Annotated in this window: 14 protein-coding genes, 1 tRNA gene and 1 pseudogene; 6 read left to right on the forward strand and 10 right to left on the reverse strand. The window is 37.2% G+C overall.

Annotated features, from left to right (window positions below; all coding sequences use genetic code 11):
* Nucleotides 1–124: 124 nt before the first annotated feature.
* From mgtE to GQ45_RS12575, 4 genes are all read right to left on the reverse strand, one after another.
* Entirely contained in the window at nt 125–1,480 is a 1,356-nt protein-coding gene (gene mgtE, locus GQ45_RS12560) for a magnesium transporter (RefSeq protein ID WP_047418531.1), read from the reverse strand.
* Nucleotides 1,467–2,327, reverse strand: coding sequence for a 16S rRNA (adenine(1518)-N(6)/adenine(1519)-N(6))-dimethyltransferase RsmA (gene rsmA, locus GQ45_RS12565; RefSeq protein WP_047418532.1), 861 nt, complete (start codon nt 2,325–2,327; stop codon nt 1,467–1,469). Before rsmA ends, mgtE begins: the two co-directional genes overlap by 14 nt.
* Before the next feature lie 116 nt (nt 2,328–2,443).
* Nucleotides 2,444–2,755, reverse strand: coding sequence for a DUF4286 family protein (locus tag GQ45_RS12570; RefSeq protein ID WP_047418534.1), 312 nt, complete (start codon nt 2,753–2,755; stop codon nt 2,444–2,446).
* A gap of 237 nt (nt 2,756–2,992) precedes the next feature.
* A complete protein-coding gene (locus tag GQ45_RS12575; protein WP_052188218.1) occupies nt 2,993–4,777 on the reverse strand; it encodes a tetratricopeptide repeat protein in 1,785 nt (594 codons plus the stop codon).
* Between the two features lie 237 nt (nt 4,778–5,014).
* On the opposite strand from GQ45_RS12575, the gene GQ45_RS17630 reads away from it, so the two are divergent.
* A complete protein-coding gene (locus tag GQ45_RS17630; RefSeq protein ID WP_052188219.1) occupies nt 5,015–5,710 on the forward strand; it encodes a GLPGLI family protein in 696 nt (231 codons plus the stop codon).
* A 71-nt stretch (nt 5,711–5,781) separates the two neighbouring features.
* Nucleotides 5,782–8,382 carry a carboxypeptidase-like regulatory domain-containing protein gene (locus GQ45_RS12585; protein WP_197056955.1) on the forward strand — a complete coding sequence of 867 codons (2,601 nt, stop codon included), beginning with the start codon at nt 5,782–5,784 and terminating at the stop codon, nt 8,380–8,382.
* Between the two features lie 52 nt (nt 8,383–8,434).
* Here GQ45_RS12585 and serS read toward each other — a convergent pair whose 3' ends face one another.
* Nucleotides 8,435–9,706: a serine--tRNA ligase gene (gene serS, locus GQ45_RS12590; RefSeq protein ID WP_047418537.1), complete on the reverse strand. Its 1,272-nt coding sequence runs from the start codon at nt 9,704–9,706 to the stop codon at nt 8,435–8,437.
* Nucleotides 9,707–9,839: 133 nt separating this feature from the next.
* Nucleotides 9,840–10,802 carry a bifunctional riboflavin kinase/FAD synthetase gene (locus GQ45_RS12595; RefSeq protein WP_047418539.1) on the reverse strand — a complete coding sequence of 321 codons (963 nt, stop codon included), beginning with the start codon at nt 10,800–10,802 and terminating at the stop codon, nt 9,840–9,842.
* 51 nt (nt 10,803–10,853) lie between these two features.
* On the opposite strand from GQ45_RS12595, the gene GQ45_RS12600 reads away from it, so the two are divergent.
* Nucleotides 10,854–14,630, forward strand: a complete 3,777-nt coding sequence (locus tag GQ45_RS12600) for a reprolysin-like metallopeptidase (RefSeq protein WP_047418542.1) — start codon at nt 10,854–10,856, stop codon at nt 14,628–14,630.
* A gap of 56 nt (nt 14,631–14,686) precedes the next feature.
* Nucleotides 14,687–15,364 (forward strand): fibronectin type III domain-containing protein, encoded by a 678-nt coding sequence (locus GQ45_RS12605; protein WP_047418544.1) that lies wholly within the window; start codon nt 14,687–14,689, stop codon nt 15,362–15,364.
* A gap of 7 nt (nt 15,365–15,371) precedes the next feature.
* On the opposite strand, the gene pth is transcribed toward GQ45_RS12605, so the two are convergent.
* From pth to GQ45_RS12620, 3 genes are all read right to left on the reverse strand, one after another.
* Entirely contained in the window at nt 15,372–16,001 is a 630-nt protein-coding gene (gene pth, locus GQ45_RS12610) for an aminoacyl-tRNA hydrolase (RefSeq protein ID WP_047418546.1), read from the reverse strand.
* Between the two features lie 227 nt (nt 16,002–16,228).
* Nucleotides 16,229–16,864, reverse strand: a complete 636-nt coding sequence (locus GQ45_RS12615; RefSeq protein WP_047418548.1) for a 50S ribosomal protein L25/general stress protein Ctc — start codon at nt 16,862–16,864, stop codon at nt 16,229–16,231.
* A gap of 89 nt (nt 16,865–16,953) precedes the next feature.
* Nucleotides 16,954–17,895 (reverse strand): ribose-phosphate pyrophosphokinase, encoded by a 942-nt coding sequence (locus GQ45_RS12620; RefSeq protein WP_047418550.1) that lies wholly within the window; start codon nt 17,893–17,895, stop codon nt 16,954–16,956.
* A 209-nt stretch (nt 17,896–18,104) separates the two neighbouring features.
* Between GQ45_RS12620 and GQ45_RS12625 the strand changes: the two genes are divergently transcribed.
* Nucleotides 18,105–18,187, forward strand: a tRNA-Leu gene (locus GQ45_RS12625).
* A 278-nt stretch (nt 18,188–18,465) separates the two neighbouring features.
* Here the strand turns inward: GQ45_RS12625 and GQ45_RS12630 are convergent.
* The gene (locus GQ45_RS12630; RefSeq protein WP_047418552.1) at nt 18,466–19,809 is read right to left on the reverse strand and encodes an IS110 family transposase; all 1,344 of its coding nucleotides are present in this window, start codon (nt 19,807–19,809) and stop codon (nt 18,466–18,468) included.
* Nucleotides 19,810–20,154: 345 nt separating this feature from the next.
* Here GQ45_RS12630 and GQ45_RS18250 point away from each other — a divergent pair.
* Nucleotides 20,155–20,626: pseudogene (locus GQ45_RS18250) on the forward strand (hypothetical protein).
* Nucleotides 20,627–20,628 lie beyond the last annotated feature (2 nt).

Raw genomic sequence — 20,628 nt, forward strand, 5'->3', positions numbered from 1 at the left:
AAAAAACGAAGGATTGATTACCTATACGCTCTTCGAAATTCGACTGTTTCACCTGGTTTTTTGTTGATGTCCTTGATGGTTTTAGAAAAATTTAATGGTATTTAGCTGTCCTCAGTTGTTGCACTTAAAATCCTAAAATAACCTTTGCTATCGAAAAATATATTAAAATCCCGATCACATCATTACTTGTCGTTATAAATGGTCCTGTTGCAATGGCAGGGTCAATGCCTCTTTTATTTAAAAAAATGGGAATAAAAGTACCAATTACGGCTGCATTTATGACCACGACAATAAGTGCTAAACCTACTGTTACAGATACTAAATATGATGTTTTAAAGCCAAAATGGCTAATTAAAATAAATACCAAGGCTAGTGCTAAACCATTCACTAAACCTAATAACATTTCTTTGAGCAATCGTCCGATAATCGTTCCTTTAATGGTGTCATTGGCTAAACCTTGCACCACAATCGCTGACGACTGTACACCCACATTACCAGCGGTGGCTTGCATTAGTGGAATAAAGGCCAATAAAATAGGGAATGTCACAAAAGCACCTTGAAAACTGGTAATAATACTTGCAGCACCCACGCCGCCAAACATTCCGATAAGCAACCAAGGCAAACGTGCTTTGGTCAGTTCCCAGATACTATCATCAGCCTCTACATCTTTAGAAATACCAGCTGCTAATTGATAATCTTTTTCGGCTACCTCTCGAATCACATCAATAATATCATCAATGGTAATTCTACCCACTAGTCGGCCAATTTCATCGATAACAGGAATAGCTTCTAAATCGTATTTCGACATGATTTTAGCAACTTCTTCGGGCTTTTCATTCACATTGACATAATCTACCTTAGGAATGTAAATTTCTTTAATATGGGTTTTGGTAGAAGTGGTTAGTAAATCTTTTAAAGATAAGCGACCTTTGAGTTTATCTTCATCATCCACCACATAAATAGAGTGCACTCGCGTTACGTTCTCGGCCTGTAAGCGCATTTCTTTTACACAGGTGAGTACGTTCCAGTTTTCGTTTACTTTCACTAATTCTTTCGCCATTAAACCACCTGCTGAATTCTCGTCATACCGCAATAGATCAACAATATCTTTTGCGTGTTCCCGATCTTCAATTTCTGAAATTACTTTCTGAACCAATTCTTTTGGAAGCTCACCAATAATATCGGCCGCATCATCCGTATCTAACTCGTCGAGCTCTTCAGCAATTTCTTTGGCAGAAAGGTTACCTAAAATATTTTCTCGAACATCTTCATCTAACTCGGTAAGAATATCCGATGTTTTATCACTATCTAGGAGCTTAAATAAATAGGTCGCATCTTTTTCTGATAATTCGTTGACGATTTCAGCAACATCGGCAAAGTGAATTTCGTCTAAAAGCACAGAAAGATCGGCATCGCTTTGACCAGCAATGAGCGTTTCAATATTTTCAATAAGTTCTTCTGTAAGTTTAAACGGCATCATGGGCAATAGTATTCGTCAAGGTAATAAAATCTGAGACCGATAGTTGTTCTGGTCGTTTGTCAAAGATAGCATCTTCTTTGAGACTATCAGAAAGGTTAAAGGTTTTTAAACTATTCCGAATGGTTTTTCTACGTTGGTTAAAGGCTGTTTTGACCACCTTAAAAAGTAATTTTTCATCACAACCTATATTTTGATTTTCTTTACGTGTTAGCCGCAAAACACCAGATTCTACCTTGGGAGGAGGATCAAAAACAGTAGGGGGCACGGTAAATAAATACTCGGCATCGTAAGAAGCTTGAACCAAGACAGATAAAATACCATAGGTTTTACTGCCTTCTGTTTCGCAAATACGTGCGGCTACTTCTTTCTGAAACATACCTGTAAATTCGGGCACTAAGGCCTTCAATTCTATAAGTTTAAAAACTATTTGTGTTGAAATATTATACGGAAAATTCCCTGTAATAGCAAACTGTTGGTCGCCAAATAGTGTGCTCACATCGTACTTTAAAAAATCGGCCTCCAACACTTGAAATTTATTTTTTCGCCCTATAAATTCGGGATGCTCCAATAAAAAACTATGATTTAAATACACAATAGATTCGGAGTCAAGATCCATCGCCACCAAATCTATCGGTTCTTTTAAAAGATATTTTGTTAAAACGCCCGTTCCAGGACCAATTTCAATGACGTTTTTATACCCTTTAAAAGTAAGTGTAGTGGCTATTTGATGCGCTATATCTTCGTCTTTCAAAAAATGCTGGCCTAAGTGTTTTTTTGCTTTAACCGGACTCTGCTCTTTTGATTTTTTAGCACTGGTAAAATTTTTCTTGAATGTTTTTTTTGCCATGGTAAAGCGTATTATTTAAAACTAGGTAAGGTGCTTTTCCAGGTGTTCTTAGCCACCTTTTAAAGGGCACTTTCTAATTCATTTTTTTTTGAAGTGGTTTTCGCGTAGGCTTACTTTTAATGCTCACTTACAATTTCTAACTCCGTTCTAAAGGCTAACATTTTATCGGCAAATAAGTTTAAACCTTCTTGTCGTAATTTGGGTGCATCTTCTTCGTAATATTTTTGCAAGGTTTCTTTTGATGTAGTCGCATATTGCACCGAATAGGTAAAACCGCCCATTTCTTCTTCAATCAGAACGCGACACATTTTAGCATTGGTAAATTTTCCTGTAGCCATCATTTGAGGAATATGCGTTTTTTGCATCCAAGAAAGCCATTGTTCGTGAATTGATTCGTCAATATTTGTGGTTACGTTATAGATGTACATATTTAGTCTAAGGTTTTAATGTCTAATGTCGAAAGTTAAAAAGGCGTGATTTAAATTTTGACAAAGATAGTTTAATAAAAAAGTTCAAGTGCAAGTGTCTAGTTCAAAAAAATTAAATAGAAGTTTTGGGTGTTACATGTTAAGCTTTAAGTAGAAATTGTCTGGAAAGCTGAGCGTTTAATGCCTTGTGTTGCCTATAATTTATTGGTTTTTGAGCGTAAACCAGAAACCAGAAACCTATTCAATGGAGTCTCCTCGCAAGCGCCTAAAGTTTTTTCTGGCTTGGGGAAAGTAGTAACTGTCTTGGTAGTTGTAGATGATTTTTTCGTAGCTTTCCTTGGCTTTGATGGCATCCTTAAATTGGTTTTCGTAAAGCTGTGCAATAGCAAAATAGGCATCATCGGCTAGAATGCCGTCGGCATAAAATTCTATTATTTTTTGATAATTAAAACGTGCCGCTTCAAAATCATTTTCTTTTTCTAATAATTCACCTTGCTTTAGAAGTGCTTCATCTTCAATTTTTTCGCCTTTATGTTCTTTTAGAATGCGCTCTAGCGTGGCAATAGCCTCTTTGTTTTTATTCTGATAGGCTAATAAATCGGCCTTGGCGTAAATTTTTAATGCTGTTTGTGTGGAATCTTCTAGCGAATTGTCAGAAATAAGTAGACTTAATTGCATGGCATCATTGGCTATCAATTGCGAAGTAGAGCTTCTGAGCACTTTTAATTGTGTAAGGGCCCAATCAAAATCTCCTTTGTAAAAACTAGTCTGTGCTACTTTAAAACGCGCATCTTGCCCTAACACGTCGTTCTTTAAGTTTTGTTGAATCTGCGTAAAATAGATCAGGGCCTGATTAAATTTTTGATCATAGACTAAAATATCGCCTAAAGTCATTTTTACATAGGCCTCACTGTAATTATTGAGCGGTAATTCGAGCGATTTTTTTAAGATGGATACTGCTTTTTCGGGGTTGTTTTGTTGAAAAGTTAAAAAATTAGCATAGGCGATTTGTAATTCTAAAGTTTGATTTCTATACCCATAGTTGGTCATCAAGGTTTCAAAAAAACTACTTACGCTAGTCATGGTGGTTGCACTTTTATCTTGTAACTGAATGTCAATTAAGTTCAATTGTGCCTTCAAGGTCATCTCATTATCCTTACTTTTTTCTACGATAAACTCAAATATTTCTTTTGCGATATCAAAAGCTTTATTTTCATTGGCTAATTCTCCTAAATCTTCAATTCGGCTTAAGGAGCTAATATCGGAGCGTTTGTAGATGGCCTTCTCTTGCGTAAAAGCACTATTAAACTGATTTTGACGCACAAAAAGCCAACTTAAAAGTTGGTTCCATAAAATATCTGGATCCTTTTGTGCATTTTTTAGCAGTATTTTTTTTAGGATGCTATTGTTTTCGTTGTCGGCTTCGGTGGTGATAAAATCATCAATATTTCGCAATACGCTAGAGGGTGAAGTATTTCCATTACGCAGTAAATTTAAGTAGGAAACATACATGTCTTCGATTTTTCCTTGCTCCCCATAAATACGCGCTAGGGGAAAATTAAAATCTAACTCGGGATTGGTTTCCATGCCAATTAAAAATGCTTTTTCGGCATAGGCCAACAGGGTGTATTTTTGAAAGCGAGCACCAACACTATAGGCAAAATTGGGGTTTTCAGGAATAGTGCTAATTGCTTTCTCGTAATAGGTTTCCGCTTCTTCATTTTTATTTTGAAGCGTAAAATTACGACCAAGTTCTACAAAATAGATGGGATGTACCCGATTCCCTTTGGTGTTATTGAGCAGTATTTTTTCGGCTTCATCGTAGCGCTCGAGCTGTTGGTAGCAGGTAATTAAATCTTCGGTAAAATCACCTCGATTGGGATTTTCTTTCACTAGTTTTTCATAAAAAACTACCGCTTTATCAAAATCACCATCATTAAGGTATTGCTTCGCCAAAAAATAATCTTGGGCAAAGGCAAAGTGTATAGCAAAAAAAGCGATAAAAAACAGGATATTTTTCAAAGGGTACTTTTTTATCAAATATACGGAGAATGTAGGAATAATGTTGAGAGGGTCTTAACTCAGCATTAAATAGTTTTTTAAGTTTTTTTTAAATACTCAATAAAGTAAGAAAATACTTATAATTATTAGCTTTTTAAGATCAAAACCTTTAAAAGTCTAAGGTTTTTGTGCAATTAAAGTTGACCTTATTTAATTATTTTAGCAACAATGATTGATTTTTCTTGATTTAACAACGCTATGAAAAAAATTACGGCCTTATTTGTCCTTGCAAGCACATTATGCTTCTCACAAAATTTTGAGAATGCAACAATTACATATGTAGTTTCCCTAAAACCTCCAATGGATCTGACAAAACTTAAAGAAGAAGCAAAAACGAACGCTCAACTACAAGAAGTATTATGGCTTTATGAAGATGCTGTTGATGTAGTATCTACCCTAAAATTCACTAAAAAAGAGGCTATTTACAGGGTCGAAGATCAATTAAAGAACGAATCTGAAAAAAAAACAAATCTAACTTATATTGGCGCAGGTTCAGAAAAAGTATATTATTCTGATCAAGATGAACTATTTACTGCTGGCAATTCAAGAGGAGAAAATCTGCGCATTATTCAAGAAAAAAAAGAATGGGAACTTTTAAAAGACAGCAAAAAAATAGGAAAATATACCTGTTATAAAGCGATACAAAGCAATAGTACTAGTAAAATAAAACCTATTGCTTGGTATACGTTAGAAATTCCTTTGCCTTTTGGTCCAAAGGACTTTGGAGGTTTACCAGGGGTAATTTTAGCATTAGAACTTGATAAATATGTATTTAATACGACCACAATAACCTTAAATAGTTCTGATTTTGAACCCATAGAAAAGCCCACTAAGGGAAAAAAAATAACCTACGCCGAATGGCGTGAAAAGGCAAAAGGTTTTTTTAATAATTGATGCAAAAATATTTGTTTCTTATAGGGTTTGCCGTGTTCCTACAAAATTTAGTATGGACCCAAAATAGTACCTTGAGCGGGGTCATAAAAGATAGTATAAACACACCACTCGAAAGTGCTAATGTCTTAGCGCGCCCAGTTTCTGATGACTTACAATTGCTTTTTACTATTACTAATGCTAATGGTAAATACCAGTTAAAATTAAAGCCTAATGAAGCGTATGATGTAACTATAGGCTATTTGGGTTTTAATCCGTTTGAGTTTAGAATTACCCTTACGGCAGACCAAGAAAAAAACATTGTTTTAACGGCAGCAGAAAACTTGTTAGATGAAGTGATCGTGATCGAAAATATTCCTGTAGTGGTAAAAGAAGATACCATTAGCTACAACCCTAAAGTATTTGTTACGGGAACAGAACGTAAGCTAAAAGATGTTTTAGAAAAATTACCAGGCATTGAAGTCGACAAAAACGGTGGCGTAAAAGTCATGGGAAAAAAGGTAAACACCTTATTGGTGGATAATAAACCTTTTTTTGGTGGGAATACCAAGCTCGGTGTTCTTAATATACCAGCCGATGCTGTTGAAGGTATTGATGCCATTGACAATTACAATGAAGTAGCTTTTTTAAAAGGTTTATCGGGATCCGAGAAATTAGCCTTAAATATAAAACTTAAAAAGAATAAAAAACGCTTTCTGTTTGGTGATGTGGAAGCAGGCCTGGGTGCAGATACCCGTTATTTGGCGCATCAGAATATCTTTTATTATAGCCCAAAAACAACCGTAAATTTTATTGGAGATGTAAATGATGTTGGTGTAAAGTCGTTCACATTCAGCGATTATATAGATTTTGAAGGTGGGATTGGAAAAATGATAAGTGACGGTAATTCACGATTTAATTTGTCAAACAACCCTTTATCTAAATTTTTAAACAACGAAGATTTTGTAACAGGGCTAAACAAATTCGGTGCTTTTAATTTTTCAAGAGCCATAAATGCTAAATGGAATTTTACAGGCTATGGTATCGTATCAAACACCAAAAATGATACTCGGGTAGAAACTTTAAAAAACTATATTACCGATGAAACAAGTACTTTAGAAAATATAATAAATACTCAAAATAGTAACCAGAGTTTTATACTCTCAAAAATTTCTTTAGACTGTAAACCAACGAGTAAAGAAGACATTTCGTATTCAGGTGTTGTGAAAACAAACAATACCGCCGATATTGGCAATTTAATTTCTACTACTTCAACTGCTCAGAATACGCTAAACACCACTCTAGAGAATAGAGCTACTCAAATAGAACAAAATTTAGAGTGGCATAAGAAGTTTTCTAAAACCCATACCATATCTTTCGCAGCGGATTATCAATATTCACAAGCAGATCCAAATAGTTTATGGCTAACAACTTTGCCTATTTTACCCAGATTAATTCCTTTGGAAGATGATACTTTTTTCAATATTCAACAGCTAAAAAATACTCGATTTAATAACCTAGAGTTACTTTTTAAGCATTACTGGGTACTGAACAAAGACCATCATATATATACAACCATTGGGAATAATCTGTTAAAGGAAAATTATAGTTCGTTTGATGTTCAAAATTTAAGTACAGGTGTTGTCAATGATTTTGGAGCTGCTGGTTTTAATAACGATTTAGAGTACAGGGTGAACGACTTTTATCTAGGCGTACAACATAAATTTCAAGTAGGAATTTTTACTGGTAAATACGGTATAAGCGCACATAATTATGATTGGACCATTACTCAAGCAAATTCAAACAGTATCAACAAATGGGTTTGGCTACCCGATGTGTCTGCGGATTTTAAATTTAGTGGTTTTGGGAATGTTAAATTTAATTATAATTTAAAAAGTACCATTGCAGCTGCGGATAGGTATGCTAATCAATTTAGATTGGTAAATTATAACACTGTTTTTAGAGGTAATGAAACCCTAGAAAACGAACTTTTCCATGCTGCGCGTTTATCGTATACTAAATTCAGTATGTTTCGTGGGTTAACTATTTTTTCGAGTATTACGTACAATTCTGCGATTGAAGCAGTTCGCAATCAAACACAAATACAAGGCATTAATCAGTTTAATACTGCTGTTTTATTACAAAATCCCGAAGAAAGATGGCTTGCGAACGCGATGGTTACGAAAAAATATGGGAAAATAAGCCTCACTTTAAATACTGATGTTTCATTCGACGATTACCAACAAATCATCAATAACGAGGTTTTTAAAAGTAAAAATCGTTCCCAAAACTATGGTGTAGAACTAAGTTCTAGTTTTAAAAAACTCCCTAATGTAGAATTAGGTTTAGACACAGGGTATAATACTTTTACCTCGGAGACCAATACCTCAAAATTCATCACAACCAGCCCACGTTTTAGTTTAGATTATGACTTTTTGGATGGTTTTATTTTCGAGTTTACCTACAACAAAACCATTTATAAAGATAACAACGAGCAACAAAATAATTATGAAATAGCAGATACATCATTATTCTATCAGTTTAAAGAAAGTCCATGGGCATTAAAAATCAGCAGCACGAATATTTTTGATGCTAATTTTAAAAACCGTAATTCCTTTTCAGACTTTGTGATTAGTGATCAGCGTATTTTTATACTACCGAGAATTTGGATGTTTTCGGTATCGTATAAATTGTAAAATTTTAATTCCCCTCTTGTGGAGGGGTTAGGGGAGGCTTTCTAGGGGGCTCTTACCCAATCCTATCAAACCCACAATAGGGCACTAGCACCTCTGGAATTGTAATCCCATCTTCGGTCTGGTAATTTTCTAAAATACCCGCTAAAACTCGTGGTAAGGCTAAAGAGCTTCCGTTTAAAGTATGTGCTAATTGGCTTTTGCCGTTTTCATCTTTGTAGCGCAGTTTTAATCGGTTGGCTTGATAGGTTTCAAAATTAGAAACAGAGCTAATTTCTAGCCAACGGTCTTGTGCCGTAGAGAATACTTCAAAATCAAAGGTTAGGGCAGAGGTAAAGCCTAAATCACCCCCACAAAGTCGTAAAATACGGTAAGGCAATTTTAGTTCACGCAATATGTTTTTTACATGTTCTACCATGCCGTTTAGGGCTTGGTATGATTTGTCAGGGTGTTCCACACGAACAATCTCTACTTTATCAAACTGGTGTAAACGGTTTAAACCACGTACATGTGCGCCATAACTACCTGCTTCGCGTCTAAAACAAGGGGTATATGCGGTATAGGTAATCGGGAACTCTTTTTCATTCAATATAACATCTCTGAAGATATTGGTAACGGGTACTTCGGCCGTCGGTATTAAATACAAATCGTCTTCAGGCATGTAGTACATTTGCCCCTCTTTATCCGGTAATTGCCCGGTTCCGTAGCCAGAGGCTTCATTGACTAGATGTGGCACTTGAACTTCGGTATAGCCAGCTTCAGTATTTTTATCCAAAAAATAATTGATCAGAGCGCGTTGTAAGCGAGCACCTTTTCCTTTGTAAACAGGAAAACCAGCTCCTGCTATTTTTACCCCTAATTCAAAATCGATAATATCGTATTTTTTGGCGAGTTCCCAATGCGGTAGGGCAGCTTCAAAAAGTGTGGGAATGGTACCTTCCTTAAAAACTTCTTCGTTATCTTCTTCTGATTTTCCTGCAACTACCGATGCGTGGGGGATATTTGGAATTTGATACAAGGCATTTTGAAGCTCCGTGCTTATGCTGTTCAAATCGTCGGTTAATTGTTTTGAAGCCTCCTTTAAATGGGCTGATTTTTCTTTTAAATCGTTCGCTTCTTTTGCTTTTCCACTTTTAAAAAGATCACCAATTTCTTTGGATAATTTGTTAGCCTCTGCTAAAGTATTATCCAATTGGGTTTGTGTTGCTTTTCTGTTTTCATCGAGCTGTAACACATTTTCTATGATCGTATCCGCTTGTAAATTACGCTTTTTTAAGGCGCTAATAAAAGCATCTTTGTTTTCTCGAATAGCATTTAGCTGTAACATGGAATTTTAATTTAAGCCTGCAAATTTACAGTAAAAAAACGAAATAATTTCGCTCCTTTACAGGGATTAAAAGAGGTTTTTAGATAAAAGACTAATTCAGCCCTATCTCTCCTTTAGAGAGCTCAGAACTACCTTATTCAGTAGTTCTGGGTGAGGATATAATTTTCAAAGCCGCTGCCTTATCTTTCGCTAATTGCGTTTTTAAAGCATCAACCGATTTAAACTTATGCTCGTCTCTAATGCGATCTAAAATAGAAACCTGAATTTTTTGACCGTATAAATCTTCATTAAAATCAAAAAAATGCACTTCAATACTTTCTTTTGAAATAGCAGTAGTGCTGCCTGTATTCGAAACGGTAGGGTTAAAACCAATATTCATCATCCCGTAAACCCTTGTGTTGTTTATTTCACTTTGTACCACGTAAACACCTTTTAGTGGAATTAATTTATAGCTTTCTTCTATAAAAATATTCGCAGTAGGATACTTGAGTTGTCTGCCTAAACCTTTGCCTTTAATGACTAGGCCAGTAAGCATATAGTTGTACCCTAAATATAAATTTGCCGTTGTAATATCGCCCTCTGCCAAAGCTTTTCTAATCTTAGTAGAACTTACAGATACATCGTCTATTTCTTGTGCAGGAATTTCATCAACTTCAAAATTAAAAGTGCTGCCAAAATCTTTTAAATCGTTGATATCGGCATTGCGGTTTCTTCCAAAACGATGGTCATAGCCGATGATGACTTTTTTACAGTGTAAACCATTTACTAAAATATCTTCAACAAATTCTGTTGCAGATAGTCTAGAAAATTTTTTCGAAAACGGATGGATCATTAAATAATCTAAACCTATTTTTTCTAGAATCTGTTCTTTTTCAGCTATGGTGTTGAGCAACTTTATATCAGCATCGTGTTGTAAAACCATCCGAGGATGCGGAAAAAAAGTAAGTACCGTACTTTTTAAATTAAAAAGTTTGGCATCATTCATGAGCCTAGTTAAAAGTTTTCTATGCCCAATGTGCACGCCATCAAAAGTACCAATGGTTACAGCGGTAGCATGTTCCTTATCGAATTTACTTATATTTTGAATAGTTACCACGAAAATAAAATAATAAAAAGGCTTACTTTTATAGTTTATTAAACAGATTTAATGACAGCAAACTTACGTTTACTTTTTGCAATTCCCATATTTTTTATTGGCTTTTGTGGGTTTTCTCAAGTAGATTACTGGCAAGAATCGAATTTAAAAAGCACTTCAGTTTTAACGACCGCAGAAAAGCTATCCATTAAGAACCCCAGAGTATTTAAACTTCAAGATAGCAATTTTAAGCAGCAATTGGTAAAGAACAAGGGTACTTCAAAAGTAGAAAAGGTAATTTATTTCCCCGATGAATTAGGTAAAATTACAGGGTTTAAGGTCGAAGAAGCGACCGTTTTTTCCCCTGAACTAGCGGCAAAATATCCTCAAATAAAATCATATAAGGGCACAAGTGTCACTAATCCCAATCAACAAATTCGCTTTAGTGTTTCACCAAATGGAGTTCAGAGTATGATGGTCGATACAAATTCGGACCAGTCGACCTTTATGCAAAAAACAGCAGATGGCTCAGCCTATATAGTGTATGCTAGAAATGGCTTAGACCCTGCGGATAAACAATTTGTCTGTGAAACAGAAGATGCTATTTCTAGTAGCATTCTAGGGCCTCAACCTTCCTTGGTCGATACACAAGTACTGAAAAAATACCGAGTGGCTATTTCGGCTACAGGAGAGTATACACAGTACCACGGGGGTACAGTAGCTAATGCATTAGCCGCCATAAATGCCACGCTTACCCGGATTAACATGGTTTTTGAAACCGATTTAGCGATTAGCTTAGAGTTGGTGGGCAATACCGATGTAGTGATTTATTCTGATGCCGCTAATGATCCTTATTCTGGAAATTTAAACGCTCAGGCTCAAGGCATATTTACCTCTGTCATCGGCGCCACTAATTATGATATTGGGCATCTTTTTAATAGGGCAAATAATGCTGGAGATGCTGGTTTTATTGGTTCTATTTGTAGAGATGCTGAAAAGGGAAGTGCTTTTTCATCGGCATTAGTTCCAGAGGGCGATTTGTTTGACATCGATTTTGTAGCGCATGAAATGGGCCATCAATTAGGGGCCAACCATACCTGGTCTTTCGAGTCCGAAGGTACTGTAGTGCAAGCAGAGCCAGGGAGCGGTACCACCATTATGGGGTATGCTGGTATTGCAGGTGCTAATAATGTGGCTGCAAATGGGCAAGACTATTTTCACTATTACAGCATTCAACAAATAACTACAAACTTAGCGCTAACCAATTGCGCTGTTGAGGTGACTCTGACCAATAATCCACCAGTCATTGACCCTTTAACTAATTATACCATTCCAAAGGGAACGGCCTTTGTGCTTTCAGGGAATGCAAGCGATAGTGACCCTGGAGATGTACTCACCTATGCCTGGGAGCAAATAGATGACGGGGTTGTTACCAATACAACGTTTGGGCCTGATAATCCGAGTGGTGCAAATTTTAGATCTCAAAAACCAACCACCGAGCCCAGCCGTTACTTTCCTAAATTATCAAGGGTAATTCAGGGTAATTTAACGCAAAGTAACCCAACGATAAACTCGGCTTGGGAGACGGTATCGAATGTGGAACGGGAAATGAATTTTGCCTTGACCGTTCGGGATAATAATAGTGGTGGTGGGCAAGTGGCGGCTGCTACCCTAAAGGTCGATGTGGTGAATAATTCCGGTACTTTTTCAGTACTTTCTCAAAATACAGCGGTCACTTATGAAGCAGGATCGGTACAAACCCTTACTTGGGACGTTGCCAATACGAACCAAACGCCGATAAATACGGCAGAAGTCAATATTTATTTATCGACCAACGGGGGACAAACTTTTCCCATTATCGTGGCAGAAAATGTAAAAAATGACGGAACTCATGATATTTTGATTCCGAATGAAGTGACCAGCCAAGCGCGATTGATGGTCAAGGCAAGTGACAACATCTTTTTTGCCGTAAATACTGCTAATTTTAGCATTACAGCGAGCCCTATGGTGTTGAGCTTTTCAAAATTAGCCTTTGATGTTTGTCAGTCTAACGATTTGATCATCCCTTTTATTTACGAAACTGATGGGACTTTTTCTGAAACGGTAAGCCTTAGCCTTACAGGACTACCCTCAGGCTTAATCGCTACTTTTTCTCCTAGTACAGTTACTGCGAACAGTACGAATATTAATCTTACGCTATCGAATACCAATAATACTCCCGTGGGTGCGTATACCTTGCAAGTCGTTGCGACGGCTGCAAGCAGCACAAAACAAGTGCCTTTACAATTGGGTATTTACAATACGGTATTTGCTCCGGTGGTGTTAACTGCACCAAGCGATACAGCAACCAACACAAGTATAGATCAATTATTTGTTTGGGAGGAAGCACCAGCAAGTACAGCCTATGATATTGAAATTGCTACAGATATGGCTTTTACGACCATGGTAATTTCAGAAACAGTAATTTTTAATACCTATAAGGCCAACGGATTATTGCCAGAAACCACCTATTATTGGCGCGTAAAACCTAAGAACGATTGTGGGGAAGGGGCGTTTAATGCGCCATTTAGTTTTACAACAGCAACGATTGATTGTATGGTGAAATTTGCAGATAATTTGCCCATCACCATAAGTGCCTCTGGGACACCAACCATTACCTCCACTATTTCTTTTACTGAAGATCTACCCGTGGCAGCTATAAATGTTGATTTAAACCTAAGCCACAGCTATGTAGCCGACCTTAAAATCACCTTAACATCACCCCAAGGAACAAAAGTGGTTTTAGTCTCTAATTCTTGTGGCGAAAATAGGAATATCAATGCTACTTTTGATGCTAGTGCACCTAGTTTTGTATGCGGTACCACACCGACAATTTCAGGAATAGTGAGGCCCTTAGGGTCTTTAGCTTCCTTTAAAGGAGAGTCGTCACAAGGCGATTGGGTTTTAGAAATAGAAGATAATGCTGGAGGAGATGGTGGCGCTTTAAATAGTTTTGGGATCCGCCTATGTGTGGAAGGACAATTTAGACCGGATGAAGATAATGATGGAGTTTTTGATGATGGTGATGATTTATGTTTGGGTACAGCCTTAGGGCAAGAAGTGAATACAGACGGATGTCCGGTATATCGTTTTGAGCCTACTAATTTTTCTGTTAGCATACAAAGTGAATCTTGTAGAGATAACAATGATGGAGCCATACAAATTGAAGCCATAGTGGGCCTAAATTACAGTGTTTTTATAACAGGAAACGGAGTCAATATAAGCGATAGTTTTACCACGAATTATGCGCAGAATGATTTGTCTGCTGGCGAATACACCGTCTGTATTAGGGGAACTAATGGCGTTATAACCTACGAAGAGTATTGTTTTGATGTTGTTATTACGCAGCCCGACGAATTATCGGTAAGCGCCAACCTAACCGCAGATGGAAAAGAAGTACGTTTAGTTTTAGCTGGGGCCTTAAATTATGTACTAACTTTAAATGGGGTGCCGCAACAAATTACGCAAGAAAGCCTTATGTTGAAACTTGAAAATGGCGTGAACACCTTAAAAGTAGCAACCGACTTAGCCTGTCAAGGGGTTTACGAAAAAACCTTTATTGTGGCTGACAAACCATTTTTATATCCAAACCCTGCGAACAGCATTACCAACTTATTTATAGGTACAGCAATTTACAATGCTAAGGTGCAAATTTTTGCCATGAACGGGAGTTTGGTCAAGGAAATTATTTTTTCAGAAGAGCAACGAACCACCTTGCCAATAGCTGTTCATAACCTGCCTATAGGCATATACCTAGTAAAACTTTCAGGCAGTGCCTTACAAGGAACGTTTAAACTAATAAAGGAATAACAAATGCGAACAAGTAGAACCGTTTTGATACCCATGCTTGCTATAAATTAATTTTCATGAAAAGAATAGTGCTACTTAGTATTTTTTATGTTTTGATAGCTTGTTCTAAAGACGAGCCCAGAAACCCAGCTCCTGCTAAGCTGATTTTTCCCTTAGAAGATTCGGAATGCACTACGGGTCAAAATATCAATCAGAACACCCGTTTAATTAATTTTCAATGGGAAGCTGCTGCCAATGCGCAGCGCTATTCTTTACAGGTTATAAATTTAAATACCAATGCGGCGCAAATGGTAAGTACCAACGAAAACGCTGTTCAATTACCGCTTGTAAAAGGGGTGCCCTACTCCTGGAGTGTAGTTTCAGAGAATACCATGGTAACAGAAACGGCGCAAAGTGAGGTGTGGCGTTTTTTTAATGCGGGTAGTCTCACCACACGAGCCCCATTTCCTACCAAAATTTTAGGACCCTTATCTGGAGTGTCTGTCGTGAAAGACGTGAATAACGAAGTTACATTAACATGGCAAGGCGCTGATGTCGATAACGATATTGAGCTTTATGAAGTTTATTTTTCAGACTTTAATCCACCCCTTATTGTAACGGGAACAACGAATGCAACAAGCCAAGAATTTAAAGTTACTGTGCTGTCAAATACGATTTATTACTGGAGTGTTAAAACCATAGACCAAGCAGGAAATTCGGCTAGTTCTGGAGTCTATAGTTTTAGAGTTTTGTGATTTTGTTTTAGCTATTGTTAAACTCGTTCATCGTCGTATTCATGCCAGCGAGTACAAAAGAATTGATTACCTCTGTAGCTTTTTCTAAACGCTCTTTAAGAGCTATTTTTTCTTCCTCGTTCCATTTACCCAGCACATAGTCTACTTGTTTTCCTTTGCCAAAATCAGCACCTACTCCAAATCGGAATCGGTTGTATTCTGAAGAATTTAAGGTGTTTTGAATATCTTTTAAGCCATTGTGCCCTCCATTACTCCCTTTAGTTTTAATGCGGATGGTCCCAAAATCTAAATTAATATCATCGGTAATGACAAGAACGTTCTCTAAAGGAATATTTTCTTTATCCATCCAAAACTTTAAAGCCTTACCACTTAAATTCATATAGGTAGACGGTTTTAATAATAGGACACTACGCCCTTTTATTTTGTGGGTGCAAACATCGCCCAGTTTTACGGTATCAAAACTTAAATTTTCTTTATGGGCCAAAGCATCAAGAACTTTAAAACCAATGTTATGACGGGTTTGGGCATATTCTGGTCCAATATTTCCTAATCCTACAATCAGATATTTTTTCATAGGGGCTATTTCTTCTGAAGAATAATTTTTTTTACTAAAAAGCGATTTAAAAATACCAAACATTGTAATTGAATTTAAAAACGCGTTTTGATTTTTTGTTTGAAACCACCCGGCATCTTTTAGATAGCCATAAAACCTTTTGGAATCTCTTAAAAGCTTTACTTGGGTGTATCAGCATAACCTGTAAAATAGACGGGTACACTAAAAAGTCAAGAAACGATGTAGCTGTAAAAATACAAAAGCATCCTAACTTTACGTGTAGGATGCTTTTGGAATGTGATACAAAAAATTTATTCTGCCGCAGACTCTTCAGTTGAAGCTTCAGCACCTTCAGCAGCACCTTCTTCTCCTTCTTCATCTTCGTCATCAGCAACAACTGCATTACGAGCAGCTTTTACCTGAACAACAGCAGTACTGTCTGGATGTAAAATGACAAAATCATTATTTAATAAAGTTTCAACAGCAATAGTACCGCCAATCTTTAATTTAGAGATATCAACATCAAAGAAATCTGGTAATTTCGCAGGTAAAGCTTTGATGGCTAATTTTCTCTTTCTAAATAATAAACGACCACCGTTTCTTACCCCTGGAGAATTACCTACCAAACGTACAGGAATATCCATAGTAACTTCTTTATCAGCAAATAACTGATAGAAATCGATATGTAAAATCGCATCTGTAACTGGGTGAAACTGAATGTCTTGTAAAACAGCGTCAAACTTAGCGCCACCTTCAATTTCAATCACTGCGGTGTGAGCGTTTGGGGTGTACACTAAATTTTTGAATGCTGGTTCATCCGCTGAAAAGTGTAATGGTTTTTCCCCTCCGTACAGTACGCAAGGAACCTTTCCAGCATTACGTAAGGCTTTTGTTGCTTTCTTGCCTACGCTTTCTCTTTTAGATCCTGTAATTGTAATTGACTTCATTATTTATATTTAACTATTAATTATTCTTTTTTTTTCACCTCTCCTTTGGAGAGGTCATAACTGGCTTTTTTGCTAGTTATAGGTGAGGCTTACATCAAAAATTTTGAACTGATTGAGGTATTGTTATGCACCCGGTCCATGACGTCTGCAAATAAATCTGCACAACTAAGTACAGTAACTTTTTTGCTATTCTTTTTTGATGGAATAGAATCGGTAATGATTAATTCTAACAATTGAGATTTTTCGATCTTTTCATAAGCATCACCTGATAGGAGTCCGTGGGTAGTAATTGCACGTACGCTTAGGGCGCCACGTTCAATCATTAAATCAGCTGCTTTTGTCAAAGTTCCAGCGGTATCCACCATATCATCAACCAACACTACATTTTTACCTTTTACATCGCCAATAAGTTCCATAACAGAAATTACATTCGCTTTCTCTCTTTGCTTATAACAGATGACAACGTCACATTCAAGAGCTTTTGAATAAGCATAAGCCCTTTTAGAACCTCCCATGTCTGGTGAGGCAATGGTTAAATTGTCTAGGTTTAATTTTTTTAGGTAAGGAAGAAAAAGTGTTGATGCAAAAAGGTGGTCTACGGGTTTTTCAAAAAATCCTTGTATTTGATCCGCGTGCAAATCCATGGTAATAATACGAGTTGCACCCGCTGCCTCCAGCATTTTAGCCACTAATTTAGCCGCTATAGGTACTCTAGGCTTATCTTTTCTATCTTGTCTCGCCCATCCAAAATAAGGCATGACAGCAGTTATATGACGAGCTGAAGCGCGTTTTGCGGCATCAAGCATCAATAACATTTCCATTAAGTTTTCAGAGCTTGGATTGGTAGATCCAATAATAAATACCCGGGTACCTCTTACAGATTCTTCGAAAGAGGGTTGAAACTCACCATCGCTATATCTTGAAAAAATAACCTTACCTAACTCGGTACCGTAAGATTTTGCAATCTTCTCAGCTAAAGCAGTACTTTGGGTACACGCAAAAATTTTAGGTTCTGGTACTTGATAAGGCATGGTTAAGCGATTGTTTTTTAGTTTATTAACTCCTAAAATTTCTTAGGGAGTGCAAATTTAGAAATTTATTTGTTTTACAGGTAGATAAATGTTTAATTTTTGATTGAAAAATGGATTTATTTTATAATTTTGCACTTTAATTGCTCAAGTGGCGGAATTGGTAGACGCGCTGGATTCAAAATCCAAATTTGAGAAGGGAAAAAAAGTATGCCGAAGTGGTGGAATTGGTAGACACGATGGATTCAAAATCCATTGCTCACAAGGCTTGCGGGTTCGATTCCCGCCTTCGGTACTAAAAAAGCTGAGATGAAAATCTCGGCTTTTTTTATGACTTGGTACAACATAGGTACAACATTTTGCTATTTTGAAGGCAACATTTTTATTGATGTTAAATTCTTCTATTTGTTTTTAAACCCTATGAATTTACTATCAGAATAATAAATTTTACTATGCCGCAACCTCGGTTCTTCGTAAGGGAAGTTTATTATCATACAATATACACGCAATTTAAACTCGTAAAATACTTCCATCAAAAGACTTCTATATAACTCCTTCTTAAATATTTGAATATCAAGCTGCTTCTTCGAGTTCCTTTTGTATGTGGGCAACCTTTTTCTGCAAGTTGTCGAGCCTCTTTTGCTGACTGTGCCTTTTCATTTTTACTAAAATGGATTCATCGTATTCAACCTGGTGTGTTACCATGGTGTAGACTATGGATGCCAGTTTGTTCCCAGTTGCAATCGCGGCCGCCTTACCGCCATTTTTAGCCCTTTGGATTCGGTAATAATCACCCAAAGGCCCTTTGCTTTTCCAAAGGCAGCTGCCACATTTCCGGAATATGTGCCCGGCGGTATTCTTTTTGTTCATCAGGTGGCTGCTAATCAGCTTTCCTCCTGATTGTTTGTTGTTGGGGACAAGGTTCAGCCATGATAGGAACTGTTTCCTTGTAGGCCATTTACTGAAATCACTTCCCATTTCCCCAAGGATGTTCAGTCCACTCAGGCTATCTATACCGTCTATTTGGGTAATGTCCACACCCAATTGTGTTTTTAGGTAACTGTCGACATCAAATTTTGGGGTGTTCTTGTTTTTCGTTTTTTTCTTTTTGTTAACGGGGTCTTTATCCTCGCCGGGAACCTCGATCGTTTCCCTTTTTTTAAGTGCCTTTTCTATATTTTCATCGCACTGCTGCATTTGTGCGTGCACGAAATGGAAGGAATCGTAGGCCTGTTGAAGTGTAAACAGGTATTCTTCCCGCCATGTCCCTTCCAGGGATTTCATTATGGTCTCCTTGCTCGCCCTGACGCACCTGTCTCTGAGCTCCGCCAATATTTCCGTGTCTCTTTCCCCGTCAAGGATTGCGCTAACAATGGACATGCCTGTTTTTCCTGCAAGATCCCTAATTACCTTGTGCAGCTTTATGTTCATCTGTTCCATGGATTTCTGCATGTGCTGGAGGTAGCGGCTGGCCTGACGGATCAGGTTCTGTCGGTGTCTGGTGTAAGTGCGCAGTTCCCGGGTATAGTTGTCCGGCTGGAAACTGTTCGACAAAAGCCCACAGCTATGAAGCTTCTGTATCCATTCCGCATCGCTCATGTCCGTTTTCCTGCCACTTACGTTCTTGACATTTCGTGCGTTTACCAGAAATACCTCGAAACCGTAGTCTTCCAAAAGGAGGAAAAGATTGAGCCAATAAATGCCCGTTGATTCCATGGCGATAGTTGTAATGCCACATTTTTTAAGCCATCTCGCTATTTGGTGCAGGTCACAAGTGAAGGCTGTGAAACGCCTTACTCTTTCAGCGTCCCTATCTTCCGGGACTGCCACCCAATGTTCCGTGCTACCGATGTCGATGCCCGCTGCATTTGGGTTCATCATGGCCATTTCGACCACTTCTTTTTTTGTCTTTTTCATTTCAGAACTGTTTTTAGGTTAAACAAAAGAGCCTCGGGTCCGCCCATTTTTACGTTCTGTAATCTTCTATAAGGGATTGCTGGGCATCACCAATGAAAAACCTACAACGGGAGGGACCAGACTACGGCAAGGGTTTGAAAACACCAATTTCTTTTAGGTCTTGACTACCCGAAGCCCATATGTAAAGTTATTGAATTTTATGACCCAAATCCTTGTTTTGGAGGTTACTACGGCATAAAGCCAATGCTCTTTCCAACGCTTATTTATTCCGTTTCCTTTTGAGCCAAGATTTTATCTTCCGTTTGGTTCCTGCTCAAATATTGTTTAATCAAAAATTTGAGTATTATGACAACAAAAGCGAGTATCACAAGAAAGAGCGGTAAAAAAATTACGGCCGCTAAGAAAGAAGTCAAAGAAAAATTGACACAAAAAGCGAGTAAGGCTATTTTGAGCAACCTTTCCTATCAGTTTTTTTTGCAAAGTAAATGACCCAGATACTGCAAAATACTATGAACGATTTTTTGAGATTGTCCGTAAAGAAACCACAAGTATCAACCGTGGTCATAATCTGAATTTTGATACACGGATTACCACAGGCGAAAAAGAAGTTTCCAAACGCAGGGCAGATGTTTTCTTTCGTTTGAAACAAGGCGAGTTTATAACTTTTGCTGATGGCGAGTATAAAAGAGTTCAATTTAAACTACAAGCGATTAAAAGGGAAATACCATATCCTCATCAACATTTCACAACTGATGAATTAAAGCTCAATTTTGAACGGATTTATAGAGAGGCAAAATCTATATTTAAGGTTAACTAAAA

Source organism: Cellulophaga sp. Hel_I_12 (assembly GCF_000799565.1).
In the GTDB taxonomy this organism is placed as follows: Bacteria; Bacteroidota; Bacteroidia; order Flavobacteriales; family Flavobacteriaceae; genus Cellulophaga.